The sequence below is a fragment of the Maribacter sp. MJ134 genome (genome assembly GCF_003970695.1).
In the GTDB taxonomy this organism is placed as follows: Bacteria; Bacteroidota; Bacteroidia; order Flavobacteriales; family Flavobacteriaceae; genus Maribacter.
The window spans coordinates 2,085,602-2,106,950 of sequence record NZ_CP034570.1 but is presented as its reverse complement, the minus strand read 5'-3'; the positions used below and the strand labels follow the sequence as shown (position 1 = coordinate 2,106,950).

Here is a 21,349-nt window from a genome sequence, read left to right as displayed (position 1 = left end):
TCTTTGGCACGTTTTTTTCATTTCTTTAGCGTATCACTAAAATTCTAATATGTTGAAAGGAGTAATTGTAGCATTGTATTTAGTTCTAAGCTTTATGACCTACGGTCAGGAAAATATCAGTGATTATAAGTATATAATCGTGCCCAAGAAGTTTGATGTATTTAAGGAGCCGAATGCTCATAAGACGAGTACCCTGGTGAAATATCTTCTAGATCAAAAGGGTTTCCCTGTAATATATGACGATGCCTTACCGGAAGAACTGACTAAAAACAGATGTTTAGGGCTTTTAGTGGCGCTCGTTGATGATTCTTCGATGTTTTCGACCAAGACAATAATAACCCTAGAGGATTGCAATGGAGAGATTGTCTTTAAAACATTACAAGGTAAGAGCAGAAGTAAGGCATTTAAAGAGGCCTACACCGAGGCCATAAAGGAGTCTATGCGTTCCTTTGACCAGGTGAAATATACATATAAGGGTCAATCCGAAACTACGGAACCTATAACGGTGAGTTTCAAGGATGATATAAAAAAGCTACCGGAACGTACCGAAAAGTTATCCAATGAAAACAAAGCTCAAGGACTTGAAGAAGTAGATATGAAGCAAGAACCTCTGGTTGTCCAAGAGGCAACTACGGAGAATCAGTTTTACGAGAGTAAGGAGCCTGTTGCTTCTGATATTACAATGGCGGAAAAACCAGCTCCGAAAAAATTACAGTTAAGAAAGCCTAATAAAGATGACATTTTATACGCACAGTCTTTACCTAGCGGATTTCAATTGGTGGATAGTGCGCCAAAAATAAGAATGAAGTTGTTAAAAACCTCCAAGGACAACATCTATATGGTTCAGGGCGAAACTAAGAACGGTATCGTGTATCAGAAAGAGGATAAATGGATTTTTGAATATTATGAAGAAGATGTATTGATGCAACAAGAGTTGAACATCAAATTTTAGAAATCATATTTTGTCTTCCACCTTTTTTTGAGAAAATCGCTCAAGGCAGCCTCCCTTTGGTTTTTTCCAGGTACGTAAAAAGAACTACCGGACAGTTCGTCTGGAAGATATTCAGCAGCAACAAAATTATTATCATAGTTATGTGCATATTGGTAATTGTCTCCGTAACCTAAATCCTTCATCAGTTTTGTTGGCGCATTTCTCAGCGGCAAGGGCACCGATAGATTTCCGGTCTGTTTTACGGTTTGTTGTGCCTTGCCTATTGCCATGTAACTAGCATTGCTTTTTGCGGAAGTCGCAAGGTAAATTGCGCACTGACTTAAAACAATTCGTGCTTCAGGATATCCTATGGTGGCTACCGCTTGGAAGGTAGTGTTCGCGATTACCAGTGCCGTAGGATTGGCAAGACCTATATCTTCCGAAGCAGAAATGAGCATTCTTCTTGCAATGAACTTTACGTCCTCGCCACCTTCTATCATTCTGGCCAACCAATATACAGCTGCATTTGGGTCACTACCCCTAATGGATTTTATGAAGGCCGATATGATGTCGTAATGCTGTTCACCAGTCTTGTCGTAAAGAACAGTATTTTTTTGAACCTTTTTCATCACTAGTTCATCCGTTACGGAAATGGTGTCCGTATCCTCAGAATTGACGACAAGTTCAAATATGTTCAATAATTTCCTGCCATCCCCACCTGAGAGCCTTAGTAAGGCCTCGGTCTCTTTTAATTCAATTTTTTTGGAGGCAAGTTGTTTATCCTTTTTCAAGGCGCGTTCTAGTAGTTGTTCTAAATCTTCCTTTCCAAATGCATTAAGGATGTACACTTGGCACCGAGACAGTAATGCGGGGATGACCTCAAAGCTTGGATTTTCGGTCGTGGCACCGATTAAGGTAACCCATCCTTTTTCAACGGCTGCCAATAGAGAGTCTTGCTGCGATTTACTAAAGCGATGTATCTCATCGATAAAAAGTATAGGATTCTTTGCGGTAAATAGCCCTCCTGCCTGCTTTGCCTTTTCAATAACTTCTCTTATATCTTTTACACCGCTGTTGATAGCACTCAGCACGTAGAAAGGTCTTTTACTTTCTTCGGCGATGATGTTTGCTAAGGTTGTTTTTCCCGTGCCTGGAGGTCCCCAGAGTATCAGGGAAGGGATAATCCCCTTCTTTATCTGATGGGTAAGCGAACCCTGTTCCCCTACCAAATGGGTTTGACTAACATACTCTTCCAAAGTCTTAGGACGTACTCTTTCCGCTAATGGTTCGTTCATAGTATAAAAATAGGACAAAGTTCTTGAAATGGTCTTCCGCGTTCGTACAATATCAATGGATTTCCGCTGTTGATATCAGAGGATATGACAATTTAACCGATTTTAAAATTTGGTCAACAATTTGATAAGAAGGGTAGCTAAGGATTATGAACGATAGTCAACATTTTAAGTTTACCAATGCCGTATTACTGGTTCCCTTGGGAGCAGTACTTTTCATTTGGGCTTTTTATTGGATGGAATTGGCAAATGGCATCAACCTAAATCATTTAGGAGTTTATCCTAGGACTCTTTTAGGATTAAGAGGTGTTGTAATGAGTCCGTTTATACATGGTTCTTTAGAACATTTGTATAACAATACCATTCCCTTGGCGATTTTATTAGCGGCCTTGTTCTATTTTTATAGAAAAGTTGCTTGGAGCGTTTTGATTATAGGAATTATACTATCTGGCCTCCTTACATGGCTTATAGGAAGGCCCTCTTACCACATTGGTGCTAGTGGTATTATCTATGTTCTTGCCAGTTTTATTTTTTTCAAAGGAATTTATACAAAGTACTATCGGCTGGTAGCACTTTCTTTAGTGGTTGTATTTATCTATGGTAGTCTGTTGTGGTATATATTTCCGGTAAAGGAAGGCATTTCATGGGAGGGACACTTGAGTGGGTTTGTTACCGGTTTGTTATTGGCCATATTTGTTAGGGCCACATTGCCGGAGCTTAAAAAATATGATTGGGAACGGGAGGACTATAATGAGGAAGAAGATGAATTTCTAAAACAGTTTGATGAAAATGGTAATTTCATAGAAACTCCAGTGGAAAAATCAGAAGAGTCGCCCGATAAAGTGAAAATTAATTACGTATATAAAAGGGGCAAGAAAGAAGGGGATTCTTAGTTAAGTATACATGCGCTGACGAACTGCCTCATATAGAAAAAGAGCACAAGCCACGGAAACGTTGAGTGATTCTATTTCTCCTAATAAAGGAAGTTTGGCGGTATAATCCGCCGCTTTTAAGATAGAAGGTGAAATACCTTTGTCCTCCGCACCCATGACTATAGCAATATCTTGTTTAAAGGAGACATCATAGATTGAAGTATTCGTTTTTTCTGAGGCAGCTACTACCTTTATCCCTGATGCCTGTAAGTAAAAGACGGCATCCTTAAGATGGTCCACTTTTGCAATAGGAACTTTAAATGCGGCACCAGCGGAAGTTTTTATGGTATCCGCAGTAACTGGGGCGGCACCTTTCTTTTGTATGATAATACCGTCCACGCCAGAACATTCCGCCGTACGGATAATGGCTCCAAAATTACGAACGTCCGATAACTGGTCCAAAAGGAGGAATAGCGCAGGCTTTTCTTTTTGTTGCACTTTTTCGATTAGCTCCTCTAAAGTAGAGAAGGCGATAGGGGATATATTAGCAACGGCACCTTGATGATTACCTTTGGTTAATCTGTTCAGTTTCTCAGGGGGCACATAGGAGACATTAATTTCATTTCTTCGAAGCAGCCCTTCTAGCTCCTTGATTAAATCACCCCTTAAACCCTTTTGAATAAAAACTTTGTCAATTTCTTCATTGGTATTTACGGCTTCAATTATAGCTCTAATTCCGTATATCTGGGTGGCTTTATCCATAAATGTAAAAATAAACAAAAACCGCTCGGTTATTAGCCGAGCGGTTTAGAATTCTTATACTCCTTTGATTATTTTCCCTGGGAAGCCAAGTCTACGGTATTTAGCGTATTCGCAAATGTTAGAATCTGTACTAAAGAGGATTCTTTTTTTAGATTTAATCCCTTCTTCTTTATTAGTGCTGCAACCTGCATTTTTTGGTCGCTGCTAAACAAGTTTAATAGTTTAGACTTCTTTGTTGGTATATAACTCACCAAATTAGAGTTCAAATCCTTTAAGTAGTACTCGGTAGCATTTGAAAAACGCGCAGGGATAGCATTTACCATAGAATTTGCTGCCTCTTTCCCTTCAACATATTTAACAATATAGCGCTGATATAGGTTGTAATTTGAGCCTGATAACTTTGTTATTAAATAGTCTTGAGTTATTTTTCCATCTTCATCAATAAAACTTGCGTACTGAAGTTCTTTATCATCAAAAACAACTCTAATATTTTCATCTTTGACCAAGGCCTTGTATTGTTCTTCTTCTAAATTGGTCTTTTTAATTTCAATTTCTCGACTGTATGCGTTGAACCTAGAATAAAAAGAACCAAGAAGTTGCTCGTTTACATAGATGTTACTTTTTTGAAAATTATCAACTAAGAAAGGAGAGCCCTTAATTTGTTGCGCCGATACCGTTGTTCCCGTTGAAGAAGCGTTCACATCGGCATACATTAAATTATGAAGGGAACTACCAGACTGGGTAAATAATGCGTCTAAATCACCGCAAGTGGTTGCCTGTGCTCGTAAATCGCCGGTACTCTGAGATACCTGTGCAAATGTTACTGTTACGCAGATACATGTTAAGATGAGTGTAAGAAACTGTTTTTTCATAGGATTGTGGTTTAATTAATTATGAATCCTTAAGTTATGAAAAAAAAGAGCGCAAGCTGCTGATAATTAATTTATTATATTTAAAAGAAGGGATTATTATGGATTTCTCGATAAGTTACTCCTTTTCGTGAATTTTATTAAATAAGGATATCAAGTCTTTCCCATTTTCTAAATCTATTTCATTCGATTTTAAATACTTTTTGATTTCATTTAATTTTTCCTTTGGAACAAAGTGTTTGATAAATTTATTTTTTTGTTTCGGAATTTGAACAATGGGATTTATATCCTTCACTTTATAGTAATACTCCCTGTAGGTAGTAAACCTGCTAGGAATTGCAGTTACCATTGAATTCGCAGCCTCTTTTCCTTCCGTATATTTTATACGTATTCTTTCAAATAGGCTATACTGCTTGGTTTCGTTGACAGAAATTAAATACGATTCTTCAATTTGTCCTTTTTTGTTTTCAACACTCAAGTATTGCAAAGTTCCCTGAGCAGTTTCCAATTTTACTTTGGCATCTTGTACCAAAGCCTTTTCTTGCTCTTCTTCTAGTAGGGTAGCCTTTAATTCAATTTCACCATTATAAGCATTAAAACGATAGTAATAATTTCCTAGGTGCTCATCTTCATAATATACCTTGCCAGGTAAGAACTCATCACTGACGTATGGTGATCCAATATCGGAACCAATGTTATACTCAATAAAATCTTTATTATTACTTACAAGTTGAAATAAATTAGTCATCATAGGTGTAAATTGCTGATGAAAATTTGCGAAGGGGTCATTTTCTACATCAGAACCACCAAAATTTGCTACTCCTACCTGCTGTCCGCATATGGATACAGAGAAAAGTAAAACAAAAGAGAACATAATTATCTTGGACGTTTTCATTTTACATAGCGTTAATATGATTAAATGCCTTAATTAAATCTTCTTCTTGATCTAAGTTTATATTTTCTTCTTTGAGATAGATTTTAATGTTCTCCCGCAATTCTTTATCGAATTGTTTAATGAAGCCACCTTTTTTCTGTGGTAAAAAGTCAATACGGTCTACTCCTATTTTTTGATAATAATATTCTTCAAAATGAGCGAATCTACTAGGAATATCTGCTACCATAGAGTTAATCGCGGGTTTACCCTCCGAATATTTGACCGCTAGTCTATGGTATAGTTTGTACTTAGAGCCGGATGCTATTTGCGATAAATATCCATTTTTTGTTTCGTTCTTTTTGTTAATGTAGGTAGTAAAACGTAATTCTTTATTTAAATATTTAATTTTGATTTTCTTATCGGGATATAGCCTTTTCGCTTCTTCATCTGGTAAATCTGTTTTTTTCATCTCAATGACACTGTTAAGAGCATTATAGCGAATAAAGAAATCACCTTGAGGTTCGTCCCCATAATAAATTTTACTTTTCACAAAGTTTTCGGTGGAGTAGGGGCTACCTACTGTTTCTCCTAAATCTCTACTTTTAGCATTGGTTCTTAGTTCCATCAAGACTAGGTTGAGCATGGGGCTACCCCCCTGTGCGGCACCAAATAATCCTGCTTCTCCTGTTGGTGCAGTACTGAGATTTTGAGATTGTAGTGTAGGGGCGATAAAAAATGCTAGAAGTATAAATATTATTTTTTTCATTTTTTCTTTTGGATAATGGGTTATATAAATTTAAGAAACGTGTGTGTTTTGTTTAAAGCCCTAGAGACTTAATTTCAGGGGCATTTTTATCGTAATGATAAGCTCTCCAAAAAAATCCATCTTGGCTATATTTCCAAACTATTTCTTTTTCTTTAGTAACTTCCCAAATACCGAAATCACCTTCGGTAATAAGTATGTTTCCGTTGGGAAGCTTCACTGCTCCTGAAACTTTAGGGGAATAGAGTTCATCATTAGAGAACTCCCATAGTACCTCGGGTTCATTATTTAGGTTAGGTAGTAATTCAAAGGTGTTAGGTAAGTTCAGTTCATAGACCGTTGATTTCTCTAATTCTGCACCGTTAGAAAATATTAACATTTTTCCTTCATCTGCTCCATCTAGTAGGTTAGGGTAGTGGTTGTTGTGAAATAATCGCTCTCCTTGGGTATTTTTATAAGCGGACGGATTACCAAATCTGTATATTAAATCTCCTCCTTTTCCGTATTGCCCACCGGTATTCGAGGATGCCTCTTCTGAGGTAGTACTATGGTCAATTACCCAAACCTCACTATAGAAGTTGGCACTTAAATAAATGACGTCTTTTACAGGGTCATATGAGATTGCGTTGCCGTGTGTGATATCCCCGTTTTCATCGGTTACATAATTGACATCGATTAGTTGTGGATTATCAGCTACAGTTCCGAAATTGGATTTTGTGCTATCGTGCTCTTGAATAACATGGTCCCAAACATGCCATTCCCAAACGATAGTGTTGGTAACTGGGTCTATTTCTATTAGACCGTCAGGAAAAGTCTCAACGTTTAGTGAATAACCCGCTTCTATTGATTCTTCGGGGGTCTTGCGTTCCCATATCATAGTAAGGATATTACCGTTCGGTAACATTTCGGCATCGTGATGAAGTATATAGTCATCAGAGGAATAATCAAAATTCCAGGCGATGGTTCCGTCAGCGTTCAATATTTGTAGTTTACCACCGAAACCTCCAATTTCTATTTTGGGGTCGGCAGATTCTAGCATGGCCAGAAGTTGGCCGTTGTCCAATAGAAAAACATCATTGCCTAATCGTTCTCCGTTAAGTGGAAAGTCGTAAAGGATAGCCCCATCTTTGTCCATAAGATACACGGAGTTGGCCTTGGCATCATTCACCAAAACATAATTATTATCCATTTTAGACTTATTGAAAAACTGAACAGGGCCTACATTTTCCACTTCAGGTTCCGCTGGGTCTGTTTGCTCCTGCTCTGGAGCGGAAGGTATTACTACCGTTGGTTCTGTTGTTTCACAAGAATATAGTAGTATGAAGGAGAAAAGTGGCATTAAATATTGCCTATAGCTTAACTTTTTCATAAGAAATTTTTTGATGGTAAGATATTAAAAAAAGAAAGGCCAAACTCTTAAAGTTTGGCCTTTACTCTTATTCTATTGTTCGGATATTTAATTGCAAATATTCAATACAATATCTCCACCAGGCCCAGGTGAACCAGCTGCTGCTGTTTCTCCGGTCGGTGCAGTTAATTCCCAAATATGCTCTTCTTCGAAGTTTCCTGGAGTATAGGTGAAAGTCAACTCCTCTGTTCCGTCAGGAACAACAATATCAAAGTTCGCAGCACTACCTGATTCTATAGTGTAATCCGTAGTTTCACCATCAATAGAAACTGTAAAGAATGCTCCGTCCCAACCATCTCCATAGGTATCTTCCATGTCAAGGTTGTAGGTTCCAGACACTGGTGTAACAGGTATACAAGCTACCCCAGCAGTATACTGGTAAGGTGAGCTAAAGTAGGAACCACCGGTGATGTTTCCATTTCCATTGGCGGCTGACCAAGAAGTGCCATCCGTTAAGTTAACAACAAATCTAAAATTAAAGGTATCCCCTCCGTCAAATTGTCCATCGACCAAACCAACTGCAGCCAAAGCCTCAGCTAAGGTAGCAGTAAAGTTCGTTTGAGGAAGACCTCTTTCACTTGGGCTAAATTCGCTTGCAGGGATAGTAGTGTAAGCTACTTCTGCTTTAGAATTATCCACACCATCATCTTTGTTGTCCGCGAAAGATACGAGGACGTCTACAGAGGATAATAGGGCACCATTCTCTTCATCTTGTTGCTCTACGGTTACAGAGAAAATCGATGAAGTGTCAAACCTATTGAAAGTACCACTTTCAATGCTTCTTGTTCTTAAGATAGCACTGCTGGTTATACCGTCAATAACATCTATTACAATTTTGTCATCGCTTTCACAGCTCGTGAAAAAGACAGTTGCAAAGGTTAAAAAATATAAACTTAGTTTTTTCATTTTTTCTTTTATTTAATTAGTTACCAACAGGGAAACCAGGTGAAGCTGGGTTAGTATCCCAAAATACTTGAACTGTAACGGTTGTTTTTTGCGAGATGTTCGAGTTCGTGTTAGCTGCATTAGCAGGATAGAAGAAAGACCTGATAAAAGCTCCAGGATCTAACTCTAAATTTGGCTCCATTGTTGTTGGGAAACCTGTTCTTCTGTACATGTTGTATCCATCATGACCGTTTCCTTTAAGAGAAACTAAGAATTGTTCTGCCCATATGTTCAATTTACCTTCGTCGTCAGCAGCGTCGAAATCTGCTTCAATAGAAGCAAGAAATGCATCAACGTCAGCCTCTGTAGGTGCAGTAGATAAATCTGCACCTGGATCTCTAGATCCAAAGGTTTGTACTTTGGCGATAGATTTAGCTATACCATCCAGTAAGAAAGGTTTCGCAGCAGCAGCACCACCTGCGGTAGCTACTTCAGCTCTCCAAAAATCAACAGTAGACGCTAAAAGAATCGGTGTTACACCGTTTCCACCACCACCAGCTCCAAGACCAGATTCAGCGAAACTACTATCATCGAAAAGACCACCAACAGGGTATACGCCAGGAATAGTTCTTAATAAACCATCTGGAGGAGTACCGGCATCATTTCCATGATTACGACCCCAATATCCGTTAGGTAAAGTACAGAAGGTAAATCCACCAGCGGCATAGTGCGGAGGAGGCGCTTGTAATGAACAGTCTAATGTCTCTTCATTCGGAGGGGTGCCATCTGAACCAGGTACTGTTGCATTTTGTCTGTAGTAGTAGTATCTGATACGGGGATCATCACTAAGATCCATTATTTCCATTAGGTAAATAGACATATAATCAGCACCACCTGTAACAGTATAGTTGTCGGCGTAATCTGGATGACGTGTATCAGGCTGAACTTCATTAGTTCCCCACTGAAACTGCATATCATCTGCTGAATCTTGGATAAAGTCACCAGAAGCGATAATGCTATTGAAAGCGGCATTGTTACCAGTATTCTTGTACAATCTTAATTTTAAGGTGTTACAAGCTAAGATCCACTGATCGTAATCATTGTCGTAGAAAAAGTCATTCTGAGGATCAACAGAACCACCAGCGTTAAAGTTAGCGATAGCACTATCTAATAACCCAATAGCAGCAGCATAAACATCAGCACCTGGGTCAGGAACCGGGTTTAATATATCTGGTGCTTGTAAAGCTTGAGAATAAGGCACATCACCAAAGAAATCCACTAAAAGAGATATGGTGTAAGCCTCGTAGAACTGTCCCATTGCAGTGTGGTTAGTTAAACCAGCCTCATTGGTAAGAACGTTCATATCCTTAATGTTCTGAAGTATCTGTTGATAAGCTTCTTCCCATTCGTTGTCAAAGTTTGCAGGATCATATGCATTTTGGTAATCTCTACCGAACATATTTTCTATTCTTACAACCTCTGCCATAGTTTCTCCCAAAGATTCTGTAAATCTTGCGAAATCCTCTTGAATAACGTTCAAGTAGAAATCGGGGTCAGCCTGTGAAGGGGTCAATGCATTTGGATCTTCAGTCAGATCTAGCTCAGTTGTCTCACAGGAGTTGAAAAGGGCTCCGGCAATAAAAAAAGCAGCTATGTATTTAATTGTTTTTTTCATTATCAAATATTTTTTTAATTAAAATGTTGCTCTAACACTCAATCCGTACCTTCTTGAGCTTGGTCCGTTCAAGTAATCAAAACCTCTACCATTACCAACACCTACACCGGCAACGTTTGGATCAAAGTTAGTTCCTTTTGGTATGTTAATAGCTTCATACCAAAGGTTTTGACCTGATAGCGTGAAACTTAACGACCCAAAAGGTGTTTTGTCCAACCACTTTGAAGGCATAGAGTAACCAAGGGAAACTTCTTGTAATCTTATAACAGAAGCGTCATAAATACCTAATTCATCAGGACCGAAAAGTACGTTACTGAAGTAGAATGTAGAGTTGTTTACAGCTACATCGTTAGGTGTGCCATCTGCTTTTACCCCAGGGAGTATAAAACTGTTCAAACGATCTAAGGTATCCGTGGTAAGTCCTCTACCTAGAAGAACAGAAGTAGTTCTACTATAGATATCCCCACCATGGGTATAGTTCATTAAGAAGTTGAAAGAAAAGTTTTTATAATTGATACTATTACCAACATTTAATAACCAATCTGGATTCGGGTCACCAATGGTAAAAGTTCCGTTTTCTTCCGCATAACTACCTGCTCCGTTTACAATGAAGTTGTCGTTTTCATCTCTTTGGATTCTTGAACCAACGATTACACCTAAAGGCTCACCTACACGGGCTGCATTACCTAGGTTAGTAAAACCGGCATATACAACAATGTCCGTGTCAAGACCAAGGTCTACAACTTCTGTTTCATTAGCGGTAAAGTTTGAGTTGATGCTCCAGTTAAAACCACCTTCTTCTTCGCTTCTGAATAAATCTACGGTGGCATCTAATTCAACACCGTAAGAACTAATTTCACCAACGTTAGTCTGTGTTTGAATAAAACCAGTTGATGGATCTAAAGGACGTTCAATGATTAGGTCTTTCGTTGTTCTTGTATAGTAAGAAGCATCAAGAGAGACTCTACTGTTGAACAATCTGGTCTCCAAACCAAATTCTAATTCCTCTAAAAGTTCAGGCTTTAAATTAGGGTTACCCAATTGGTCTGCACTTGTATTGGTAGTAACATCTCTTCCAGCACCATCTTGAAAATCCTGTGTATCTAAATCAAGTGTCGCCGCAACAGGATATCCTGTAGGGAAGTTAGCAGAAGTTCCGTATCCCGCACGCAGTTTCATGTAATTAATACCATTTTGGCTCTGAAGTCCTTCAATGAGCTTTGTTGGAATTAAAGATAAACTTGCACTTGGATAGAAAATTGATCTGTTCTCCTTTGCAAGGTTAGATACGTAATCGTTTCTTCCGGATAGCGTTAAGTAAATTTTTCTATCGTAATCAAAATCTAACTGCCCGTAAAGACCTGCTATATTTCTTTCTTGGAAAAATTGAATTTCATCCTGTAATTGAAAGTTGAAGTGTCTTAGCACACCAAAGGCTTGTTGACCAGAACTTGCAACACCATTTTGATCGAACACTTCTCTTCTCGTAGTGGCACCAGCATTGAAACTGAAACCAATTTTTTCGGACAATTCGTACTGTCCTGTTAAGATAAAGTTATGGTCAAGGATAGTGTTTGTGTTGTTCCATGTTTGTAGAATACCGCTTTGCGTTGCAACACTTCCACCAATACCTCCTTTGTTTTGGGAGTTTGTATTGTTTTCACTGTACACATCTAGACCAAATCTATAAGTAAGGTTTAAGTTGTCATTAATATCATACATTAAGGCTGCATTACCGAACACACGGTTGGTAACCTGTCTTGTCTGAGCATTGTTAACAGTCCATAAGGGATGTTGTATACTGTTGTTCTGACGATAGTAAACACTTCCTCTAGTGATAGGATTTTCAAAAGGCAATCCTTGAATATCCACACTTCGTGGGGTGTAGAAAAGGTTAGCGAACAATGAAGATCCCGTACCAAATACGCTGTTACCCGTACTGGCAGCAATTGGAGGTGATTTAAAATCTGTATTCGAAAAGTTCATAGTTCCAGAAACGGTGAATTTATTGGAAAGGATAGCTCTACCACCTAAACCAAGCGTATACCTTTGTAAACCGTTTTCAGGTGTAAAACCTTCATCGTCTAAGTGACCAAAGTTGGCATTGTACGAAACCTTACCATCTTCTGAAGACCCGTTAAAGTTAACAGAGTTACTCTTTACTACACCTGTTCTGAAGAAGTTTTCAACACTGTCATATGGTCTCCAATCATAACGTGCCCCGGCAAATTCCGGAAACGCAGCTCTAATTGCTGAAGTTGAAGTTGAATATGGGTGGGCTAAGGTACCTGCATCATCAATAGCTGCTTGGTTACCCCAACCGGCGACTCCGTCTCTGTCAAAACTTGGTCCCCAGTTACTAAAGAACCATCCAAAAGCTTGGTCGAAACCATTTCCGTACTGATCCTGATAATCTGGAAGCGAAGCAATATCATTGAAGAATAATGAACTAGTTACGGTGATTTCATTTTTCTTTACACCACCACTAGTGCCAGCAGCACCATTTTTAGTGGTGATTAGGATAACACCATTACGACCTGCCGTACCATATAAGGTGGCCGCTGCCAAACCCTTAAGTACGTTCACGTTTTCAATGTTGTTGGGGTCTAAATCCAGGAATCTACTGGATCCGTTATTCCCATCAACAAAGCTACTATCTTCACCACTTTGCGACTGTCCGTTGGTGCCACTATCAAAAGGAACGCCATCAACAATAAAAAGCGGTTGGTTACTACCACTAAAACTACTTAGTCCACGGATAACGATACTGGTACCAGATCCAGAAAGACCACTCTGTGCTGTAATGTTTACACCAGAAGCTTTACCGGTTAGGATTCTACCAACGTCACCTTCAGGTCGCTGCTCCAAAGCTTCTTTGCCAACTTCAGCCACGGCGTAACCCAGCGCTTGCTTTGACTTTTTAATACCTTGGGCAGTAACTACTACTTCTTCTAAGGCTTGAGCATCTTCGGTCATTTGCACGTTTACCGTGTTTCCTGAACCTACAGCTTGCCTCATTGCCTTCTGACCTATATAGGTAAAGAGAAGTGTTTGGCCCTGCGAAGCGCTGATGGAATAATTACCATCGAAATCAGTTTGGGTACCGTTAGTTGTTCCTTCAACAACGATGTTCACCCCAGGCAACGGAAGTCCGTCCTGGTCAGTAACCGTACCGGTAACTGTTTTTTCTTGTGCGAAAGATAGATGCACAATTAACGCCAATAATAGCGTTAACAATCCATTTCGTTTTGTTCTCATTTTTTAATTATTTGAATTAGCTAAGCGCAAAAATCATAATAATGTGTTAATAATCCAAACTAATTTTAATAAAACTTTAAGGATGCAGATACTATTTCAAAGTTATAAATGAAACGGCTATTGAATTTTACTATGTATAACGTAACAATATGGATTTTGAGAATTTGATAATATTAGAGGTAAAACTCTATAAAAAATAGGTTTGTCGATTTAAAAAGATTAATAGATGGTAATAAGCAATTGGCCTGACTTTTTTTGTACTTACTAAAGGTCTTTTTTTTGTTTCAAATAGGGAGGTGAAAAAAAGTTTTAAAATAATTAGGCAGGTGTTTGAATTATTAGGAAATATTACTACATTTGCCGACCCTTAAACAAAGGGTAATTTTATACATATTTATATAGTATGCCAACAATTTCACAATTAGTACGAACAGGAAGAGCCACAATTACTAAGAAGAGTAAATCGGCTGCTTTGGATTCGTGTCCACAAAGAAGAGGGGTATGTACACGTGTGTACACAACCACTCCAAAGAAACCTAATTCAGCAATGCGTAAAGTTGCGAGGGTTAGGTTGACCAACGGAAAAGAGGTGAATGCCTATATTCCAGGAGAGGGACATAATCTTCAAGAGCACTCGATAGTATTAGTAAGGGGCGGAAGAGTAAAGGATTTGCCAGGAGTTAGATATCACATCGTTCGTGGAGCATTGGACACCGCAGGTGTTGCCGGTAGAACACAACGTAGATCTAAGTACGGAGCAAAAAGACCTAAGAAGTAATAACACTTTTTAAAAAGAAGAAATGAGAAAAAGACAGGCGAAAAAAAGACCTCTTTTACCAGATCCAAGATTTAACGACCAGTTGGTAACAAGGTTCGTTAACATGATGATGTGGGACGGAAAAAAATCTGTGGCTTTCAGTGTTTTCTACGACGCAATAGATATTGTGGATGCAAAGAAAACGGATGAAGAAAAAACAGCTTTAGAATTATGGAAAGATGCATTGAGTAACGTTATGCCTCATGTTGAGGTCCGCAGTAGAAGAGTTGGTGGTGCTACTTTTCAAATTCCAATGCAAATAAGACCCGATAGAAAGATTTCTACGGCAATGAAATGGCTAATCAGCTTTGCTAGAAAGCGTAACGAGAAAGGTATGTCGCAGAAATTAGCCGCTGAGATTCTAGCTGCTTCAAAAGAAGAAGGCGCTGCTGTTAAGAAGAGAGTAGATACGCACAAGATGGCCGAGGCGAACAAAGCATTTTCCCACTTTAGATTTTAATCAGAAATGGCAAGAGATTTAAAATATACAAGAAATATAGGTATTGCTGCTCATATTGATGCTGGAAAGACAACAACAACAGAGCGTATACTTTTTTATACAGGTGTAAGTCATAAAATTGGAGAGGTGCATGATGGTGCCGCGACAATGGATTGGATGGAGCAAGAGCAGGAAAGGGGTATTACCATAACTTCTGCAGCTACCACTTGTGAATGGCATTTCCCTACCGAGAACGGTAAACCTACTGCTGATGCTAAAGGTTATCATTTTAATATCATAGATACCCCGGGTCACGTAGATTTCACCGTCGAGGTGAACAGGTCTTTACGTGTTTTGGACGGTTTGGTATTTTTATTCAGTGCGGTTGATGGTGTTGAGCCACAGTCGGAGACTAACTGGAGGTTAGCGGATAACTATAAAGTTCCGAGAATAGGTTTCGTAAATAAAATGGACCGTCAGGGTTCTAATTTCCTTATGGTCTGTAAGCAGGTGAAGGAGATGTTAGGGTCGAATGCTGTTCCTATTGTTTTGCCTATCGGTGATGAAGCCGATTTCAAGGGAATTGTGGATTTGGCCAAAAACCGTGCTATCGTATGGCATGATGAAGGTTTCGGTTCTACTTTTGACGTTATCGATATTCCTGAGGAAATGAAAGCTGAAGTGAAGGAGTATAGAGCTGCTTTAATAGAAGCTGTTGCTGAATATGATGAGGAATTAATGGAAAAATTCTTCGAAGACGAGGATTCCATTACAGAAGAGGAAGTGCATGCGGCATTAAGAGCTGCTGTTATGGACAGGGCTATCATACCAATGATTTGTGGTTCTTCTTTTAAAAATAAGGGAGTTCAGTTCTTGTTGGATGCTGTTTGTAGGTATCTGCCTTCTCCTATAGATAAGGATGCCATAGTTGGAACGGATCCCGATACTGGGAAGGCTATTTCTAGAAAACCAGATGTTAAGGAGCCTTTCGCTGCTTTGGCATTTAAGATTGCTACAGATCCTTTTGTGGGTCGTTTGGCATTCTTTAGAACGTATTCTGGAAGGTTGGACGCTGGTTCTTACATACTGAATAACCGATCCGGTAAAAAGGAAAGAATTTCAAGAATCTATCAAATGCATTCTAATAAGCAAAACGCTATCGATTTTATCGAGGCGGGAGATATTGGAGCTGCGGTAGGTTTCAAAGATATTAAGACGGGAGATACCATGTCTTCTGAGAAGCATCCTATTATATTGGAAAGTATGGATTTCCCGGACCCTGTAATAGGTATCGCGGTGGAGCCAAAGACAAAGGTTGATGTGGATAAACTAGGTATGGCTTTGGCTAAATTAGCTGAAGAAGATCCTACGTTCCAAGTTAAAACCGATGAGGCTTCAGGCCAGACTATTATTTCTGGGATGGGTGAGCTTCACTTGGATATCATTGTAGACAGACTGCGAAGAGAGTTTAAAGTAGAGGTTAATCAAGGTGAGCCTCAAGTTGAATATAAGGAAGCGTTGACCAAAATGGCTGCGCACAGGGAAACTTATAAGAAGCAATCTGGTGGTCGTGGTAAATTTGGAGATATCGTCTTCGAAATGAGCCCTGCCGATGATGATTTCGAAGGAGATGGGTTGCAGTTTGTGGATGAGATAAAAGGTGGTCGTATACCTAAGGAATTTATTCCATCCGTAGAGAAAGGATTCAAAGCTGCAATGCAGAATGGACCTTTGGCCGGATTTGAAATGGATACCATGAAAGTGGTATTGAAAGATGGTTCTTTCCACCCTGTAGATTCTGATGCACTTTCGTTTGAATTGGCTGCCAAGATGGGTTATAAAGCTGCGGGTAAGGCTGCAGGTGCCGTAATTATGGAACCAATAATGAAATTGGAGGTTATTACTCCAGAGGAGAACATGGGTGATATCGTTGGAGATTTGAACCGAAGAAGAGGAACGATTAGTGATATGAGCGACAGAGCCGGAGCCAAGGTTGTTAAGGGTACTGTTCCTTTATCGGAAATGTTTGGTTACGTTACTTCCTTAAGAACACTTTCTTCTGGACGTGCTACCTCAACAATGGAGTTTTCACACTATGCCGAGACACCTTCTAATATATCTGAAGAAGTTATTAAAGCGGCAAAAGGAATAACAGCATAAATTTAGGACATGAGTCAAAAAATTAGAATAAAACTTAAATCTTACGATCATAATTTGGTGGACAAATCTGCTGAGAAGATTGTAAAAACGGTAAAGACTACAGGTGCTGTTGTTACTGGGCCAATTCCCTTGCCAACGCACAAGAAAATTTTCACGGTATTGAGGTCACCTCACGTAAATAAAAAGTCACGTGAGCAGTTTCAACTCAGTTCTTATAAGAGATTGTTGGACATATACAGCTCTTCTTCTAAAACTATTGACGCTCTGATGAAATTAGAGTTGCCTAGTGGTGTGGAAGTAGAAATTAAGGTTTAGCAAAGTTCGATTCTCTATTTCTGAGAATCGTAAGTCGAACAAACACTGAGCTAAGTCGAGTTGTCTGTCGAAAGTTAATAAGATTCTGAAACAAGTTCAGAATAAACATGTCCTAAGCTGCGGGCGAGGGAAAAACGGAAAAAATATATTCAGGGTTGAATTATTTTGACCCTATTTTTTTGTAAAAGAATTAGTAATAGTAATTAATATATTTAAATATGTCTGGGTTAATAGGAAGAAAAGTAGGCATGACCAGTATTTTTGACGAGAATGGTAAGAATATACCGTGTACCGTTATAGAGGCTGGACCATGTGTAGTTACCCAAGTCAGAACCGAAGAGGTAGACGGGTACAGTGCCCTTCAACTTGGTTTCGATGACAAGGCAGAAAAACGTGCTAACAAGGCTGAACTAGGTCATGTTAAAAAGGCAGGCGCTTCTCCCAAGAAAAAAGTCGTAGAATTCCAAGGTTTTGAAGGTGATTACAAATTAGGTGACACCGTTGGTGTAGATCTTTTTGTTGAAGGTGAATTTATTGATGTTATTGGAACATCCAAAGGAAAGGGATTCCAAGGGGTTGTTAAGAGACACGGATTTGGTGGAGTCGGACAAGCTACTCACGGTCAGCATAATAGGCTTAGGGCTCCTGGTTCTATAGGTGCGGCTTCATATCCTGCGAGAGTTTTCAAAGGAATGAGGATGGCCGGAAGAATGGGTGGTGAACGTGTAACTGTTCAAAACCTTAGAGTATTGAAAGTAGTTCCAGAGAAGAATCTTTTAGTAGTAAAAGGTTGTGTTCCTGGTCATAAAAACGCTTACGTAACTATTGAGAAGTAATGAAGGTAGCAGTTTTAGATATAAAAGGCAAAGATACGGGCAGAAAGGCAAACCTTTCTGAGGACGTATTCGGTATAGAGCCCAACAATCATGCAGTATACCTGGATGTGAGGCAATATTTGGCTCATCAAAGGCAAGGTACTCATAAGTCCAAGGAAAGAGCAGAGATTGCAGGTAGTACTAGAAAGATAAAGAAACAAAAAGGAACAGGTACTGCTAGAGCTGGTAGTATTAAATCCCCGATTTTTAGAGGTGGTGGACGTATATTTGGCCCTAGACCTAAGGATTATACCCAAAAATTGAATAAAAACTTAAAGCGTTTGGCTAGAAAATCTGCGCTGAGTTTAAAGTCAAAGGATAAGGCGATTTTAGTCGTAGAAGACTTTGATTTTGATACACCTAAAACAAAAGATTTTGTACAGGTTTTAAAGTCTTTAGGGCTTGAAAACAAAAAGTCTTTAATTGTGTTGGGCGATTCAAATAAAGGCGTATATTTGTCTTCGCGTAATTTTAAGGGTTCAGATGTTGTAACTCATTCAGAATTAAGTACTTACAAAATACTCAACGCGAATAGCTTGGTATTGTTGGAAGGGTCATTAGAAGGAATAGAGTCGAACTTAAATAATAAGTAAAACCATGAGTGTGTTGATAAAGCCAATTATAACGGAAAAAATGACCGCGGATAGCGAGTTGAACAACCGTTATGGTTTCATAGTTGACCCAAAGGCCAACAAGATTCAGATTAAGGATGCTGTTGAGGCAGCTTATGGTGTATCGGTCAAAAAAGTTCGTACCATGAATTACGGACCTACTAGAAAATCCAGATATACAAAAACTGGTGTACAGCATGGTAAAACTAATGCCATTAAAAAGGCAATAGTTGATGTTGTAGAAGGAGATATTATTGATTTTTACAGTAATCTATAAAGACAAAAAATGTCAGTTAGAAAATTAAAACCAATCACTCCTGGACAGCGTTTTAGAGTAGTAAACGGATTTGACGCCATTACTGCTGATAAGCCGGAGAAAAGCTTGCTTGCTCCGTTAAAAAAGTCCGGAGGTAGAAACAGTCAAGGTAAAATGACCATGCGCCAAAAGGGTGGTGGGCATAAGAGAAGATATCGTGTTATCGATTTCAAAAGAGATAAACAGGATGTAGTCGCTACTGTTAAATCAATTCAGTACGATCCTAATAGAACGGCGTTTATCGCGTTGTTGGAATATTCTGATGGAGAGAAGAGATACATCGTGGCTCAAAATGGGTTGCAAGTGGATCAAAAAGTTTCTTCTGGTACAAATGCTGCTCCGGAAATCGGTAATGCTTTGCCACTAAGTGAAATACCTTTAGGAACAATAATTTCTTGTATAGAATTACGACCCGGTCAAGGTGCTGTGATGGCAAGAAGTGCTGGTACTTTTGCTCAGTTGATGGCTAAGGACGGTAAATTTGTGACGGTTAAAATGCCATCTGGTGAGACAAGGCTCATTTTGTCGGCGTGTATGGCAACTATTGGCGCCATATCCAATTCTGATCATCAATTGCTAGTATCAGGTAAGGCCGGTAGAAGTAGATGGTTGGGTAGAAGACCTAGAACTAGACCTGTAGCAATGAACCCTGTTGATCACCCAATGGGCGGTGGTGAAGGAAGAGCTTCTGGTGGTCATCCAAGATCAAGAAACGGTATTCCTGCAAAAGGATTTAGAACTCGTTCGAAGACGAAGAGTACCAATAAGTATATAATAGAACGTAGAAAGAAATAAAAAGTAGAAAGAAATGGCACGTTCACTAAAAAAAGGACCTTACGTTCACTATAGTCTGGAAAAGAAAATCCAGCAAAGCGCTTCATCTGGCAAAAAGTCTGTTATCAAGACTTGGTCCAGAGCATCTATGATCACTCCTGATTTCGTAGGAATGACGATAGCAGTGCACAACGGAAGACAATTTGTACCGGTTTTCGTAACGGAAAACATGGTAGGACATAAATTGGGAGAATTTTCACCAACAAGATCGTTCAGGGGTCATGCGGGTGCAAAAAACAAAGGTAAAAAGTAAGCTATGGGAGTTCGTAAAAAACAAATGGCCGAAAGAATAAAGGCAGAGAAAAAGAAAGTAGCTTTTGCAAAATTGAATAATTGCCCTACCTCCCCTAGGAAAATGAGGCTTGTTGCTGATTTGGTTCGTGGTGAGAAGGTAGAGAAGGCCTTGGCTATCTTAAGATTTAATCCTAAAGAGGCTTCTAGAAAGTTAGAGAAGCTACTGTTGTCCGCTTTGGCCAACTGGCAAGCAAAGAATGAGGATGCGAGTTTGGAAGATGCTGACTTGGTCGTTGCTGAAATTAGGGTTGATAGTGGTGCGATGTTAAAGAGACTTCGTCCTGCACCTCAAGGTAGAGCACATAGAATCAGAAAACGTTCTAACCACGTTACTTTAGTGTTGGGGTCTAAAAATAATATAGAAAGCTAGAATGGGACAGAAAACAAATCCAATAGGAAATCGTCTAGGAATCATTAGAGGTTGGGAATCTAACTGGTATGGTGGTAATGATTATGGTGATAAGCTTGCCGAGGACAATAAGATAAGAAAATATATCCACGCGAGGCTTTCGAAGGCTAGTGTTTCAAGAGTTATTATTGAGCGTACGCTAAAACTTATTACGGTAACCGTTACAACTGCAAGACCTGGTATTATCATCGGGAAAGGTGGACAGGAAGTAGATAAACTTAAGGAAGAGCTTAAGAAGATTACCAACAAGGAAGTACAGATTAATATATACGAGATTAAAAGACCTGAGGTAGATGCTAATCTTGTTGCAGCAAGTGTTGCACGTCAGATTGAAAGTAGAATTTCTTTTAGAAGAGCTATCAAAATGGCAATTGCAGCTGCTATGAGAATGAATGCCGAGGGTATTAAGATTCAGATTTCAGGACGTTTGAATGGTGCGGAAATGGCACGTTCGGAATCCTATAAAGATGGAAGAATTCCACTATCTACTTTTAGAGCGGATATTGATTATGCTTTACATGAGGCACAGACCACCTACGGTAAGTTAGGGATAAAGGTTTGGATTATGAAAGGTGAGGTTTATGGTAAGCGAGAGCTTTCTCCTTTAGTGGGCATGCAAAAAGGTCAGTCTAAGGGTTCAGGTAAACAAGACGGACCTAGAAAACCACGCCGTAGAAAGTAATTTTTAAA

At 39.1% G+C, this 21,349-nt stretch carries 22 protein-coding genes; 13 read left to right on the top strand and 9 right to left on the bottom strand.

Annotated features, from left to right (window positions below):
- Positions 1–49 precede the first annotated feature (49 nt).
- Complete coding sequence (locus tag EJ994_RS09320) at positions 50–952, top strand: hypothetical protein (RefSeq protein WP_126592186.1); 903 nt, start codon at positions 50–52, stop codon at positions 950–952.
- Here the strand turns inward: EJ994_RS09320 and EJ994_RS09315 are convergent.
- Positions 949–2,226: a replication-associated recombination protein A gene (locus EJ994_RS09315; protein WP_126592185.1), complete on the bottom strand. Its 1,278-nt coding sequence runs from the start codon at positions 2,224–2,226 to the stop codon at positions 949–951. The genes EJ994_RS09320 and EJ994_RS09315 overlap by 4 nt on opposite strands.
- A gap of 146 nt (positions 2,227–2,372) precedes the next feature.
- Here EJ994_RS09315 and EJ994_RS09310 point away from each other — a divergent pair, with 146 nt between their 5' ends.
- On the top strand, positions 2,373–3,116 hold the full coding sequence (locus EJ994_RS09310) for a rhomboid family intramembrane serine protease (protein ID WP_126592184.1): 744 nt from the start codon (positions 2,373–2,375) through the stop codon (positions 3,114–3,116).
- Here the strand turns inward: EJ994_RS09310 and rlmB are convergent, their stop codons facing one another.
- The 8 genes from rlmB to EJ994_RS09270 form a co-directional block, all read right to left on the bottom strand.
- Positions 3,117–3,857: a 23S rRNA (guanosine(2251)-2'-O)-methyltransferase RlmB gene (gene rlmB / locus EJ994_RS09305; RefSeq protein WP_099573198.1), complete on the bottom strand. Its 741-nt coding sequence runs from the start codon at positions 3,855–3,857 to the stop codon at positions 3,117–3,119.
- Positions 3,858–3,925: 68 nt separating this feature from the next.
- Positions 3,926–4,729, bottom strand: a complete 804-nt coding sequence (locus EJ994_RS09300) for a hypothetical protein (RefSeq protein WP_126592183.1) — start codon at positions 4,727–4,729, stop codon at positions 3,926–3,928.
- A 115-nt stretch (positions 4,730–4,844) separates the two neighbouring features.
- Positions 4,845–5,621, bottom strand: a complete 777-nt coding sequence (locus EJ994_RS09295; protein ID WP_126592182.1) for a hypothetical protein — start codon at positions 5,619–5,621, stop codon at positions 4,845–4,847.
- Position 5,622: 1 nt separating this feature from the next.
- The gene (locus EJ994_RS09290) at positions 5,623–6,366 is read right to left on the bottom strand and encodes a hypothetical protein (protein ID WP_126592181.1); all 744 of its coding nucleotides are present in this window, start codon (positions 6,364–6,366) and stop codon (positions 5,623–5,625) included.
- 52 nt (positions 6,367–6,418) lie between these two features.
- Positions 6,419–7,732: an aryl-sulfate sulfotransferase gene (locus EJ994_RS09285; RefSeq protein ID WP_126592180.1), complete on the bottom strand. Its 1,314-nt coding sequence runs from the start codon at positions 7,730–7,732 to the stop codon at positions 6,419–6,421.
- A gap of 87 nt (positions 7,733–7,819) precedes the next feature.
- Positions 7,820–8,677: a hypothetical protein gene (locus EJ994_RS09280; protein WP_126592179.1), complete on the bottom strand. Its 858-nt coding sequence runs from the start codon at positions 8,675–8,677 to the stop codon at positions 7,820–7,822.
- 16 nt (positions 8,678–8,693) lie between these two features.
- On the bottom strand, positions 8,694–10,229 hold the full coding sequence (locus EJ994_RS09275; protein WP_241240755.1) for a SusD/RagB family nutrient-binding outer membrane lipoprotein: 1,536 nt from the start codon (positions 10,227–10,229) through the stop codon (positions 8,694–8,696).
- Between the two features lie 120 nt (positions 10,230–10,349).
- The gene (locus EJ994_RS09270) at positions 10,350–13,589 is read right to left on the bottom strand and encodes a SusC/RagA family TonB-linked outer membrane protein (RefSeq protein ID WP_126592177.1); all 3,240 of its coding nucleotides are present in this window, start codon (positions 13,587–13,589) and stop codon (positions 10,350–10,352) included.
- Between the two features lie 403 nt (positions 13,590–13,992).
- On the opposite strand from EJ994_RS09270, the gene rpsL reads away from it, so the two are divergent.
- From rpsL to rpsC, 11 genes are all read left to right on the top strand, one after another.
- On the top strand, positions 13,993–14,367 hold the full coding sequence (rpsL, locus tag EJ994_RS09265) for a 30S ribosomal protein S12 (protein WP_027078345.1): 375 nt from the start codon (positions 13,993–13,995) through the stop codon (positions 14,365–14,367).
- Positions 14,368–14,389: 22 nt separating this feature from the next.
- Complete coding sequence (rpsG, locus tag EJ994_RS09260; RefSeq protein ID WP_099573190.1) at positions 14,390–14,866, top strand: 30S ribosomal protein S7; 477 nt, start codon at positions 14,390–14,392, stop codon at positions 14,864–14,866.
- Positions 14,867–14,872: 6 nt separating this feature from the next.
- Positions 14,873–17,005, top strand: coding sequence for an elongation factor G (gene fusA, locus EJ994_RS09255; protein ID WP_126592176.1), 2,133 nt, complete (start codon positions 14,873–14,875; stop codon positions 17,003–17,005).
- Positions 17,006–17,014: 9 nt separating this feature from the next.
- On the top strand, positions 17,015–17,320 hold the full coding sequence (rpsJ, locus tag EJ994_RS09250; protein WP_007094989.1) for a 30S ribosomal protein S10: 306 nt from the start codon (positions 17,015–17,017) through the stop codon (positions 17,318–17,320).
- 218 nt (positions 17,321–17,538) lie between these two features.
- Positions 17,539–18,156: a 50S ribosomal protein L3 gene (rplC, locus tag EJ994_RS09245; protein ID WP_099573188.1), complete on the top strand. Its 618-nt coding sequence runs from the start codon at positions 17,539–17,541 to the stop codon at positions 18,154–18,156.
- The gene (gene rplD, locus EJ994_RS09240) at positions 18,156–18,788 is read left to right on the top strand and encodes a 50S ribosomal protein L4 (RefSeq protein ID WP_126592175.1); all 633 of its coding nucleotides are present in this window, start codon (positions 18,156–18,158) and stop codon (positions 18,786–18,788) included. Before rplC ends, rplD begins: the two co-directional genes overlap by 1 nt.
- Before the next feature lie 4 nt (positions 18,789–18,792).
- The gene (gene rplW / locus EJ994_RS09235; RefSeq protein ID WP_126592174.1) at positions 18,793–19,083 is read left to right on the top strand and encodes a 50S ribosomal protein L23; all 291 of its coding nucleotides are present in this window, start codon (positions 18,793–18,795) and stop codon (positions 19,081–19,083) included.
- A gap of 9 nt (positions 19,084–19,092) precedes the next feature.
- Entirely contained in the window at positions 19,093–19,917 is an 825-nt protein-coding gene (rplB, locus tag EJ994_RS09230; RefSeq protein ID WP_126592173.1) for a 50S ribosomal protein L2, read from the top strand.
- A gap of 13 nt (positions 19,918–19,930) precedes the next feature.
- Positions 19,931–20,209, top strand: a complete 279-nt coding sequence (gene rpsS, locus EJ994_RS09225; protein ID WP_027078352.1) for a 30S ribosomal protein S19 — start codon at positions 19,931–19,933, stop codon at positions 20,207–20,209.
- 3 nt (positions 20,210–20,212) lie between these two features.
- On the top strand, positions 20,213–20,620 hold the full coding sequence (gene rplV, locus EJ994_RS09220) for a 50S ribosomal protein L22 (protein ID WP_099573184.1): 408 nt from the start codon (positions 20,213–20,215) through the stop codon (positions 20,618–20,620).
- A gap of 1 nt (position 20,621) precedes the next feature.
- Entirely contained in the window at positions 20,622–21,341 is a 720-nt protein-coding gene (gene rpsC / locus EJ994_RS09215) for a 30S ribosomal protein S3 (RefSeq protein WP_099573183.1), read from the top strand.
- The last annotated feature ends 8 nt before the right edge of the window (positions 21,342–21,349 follow it).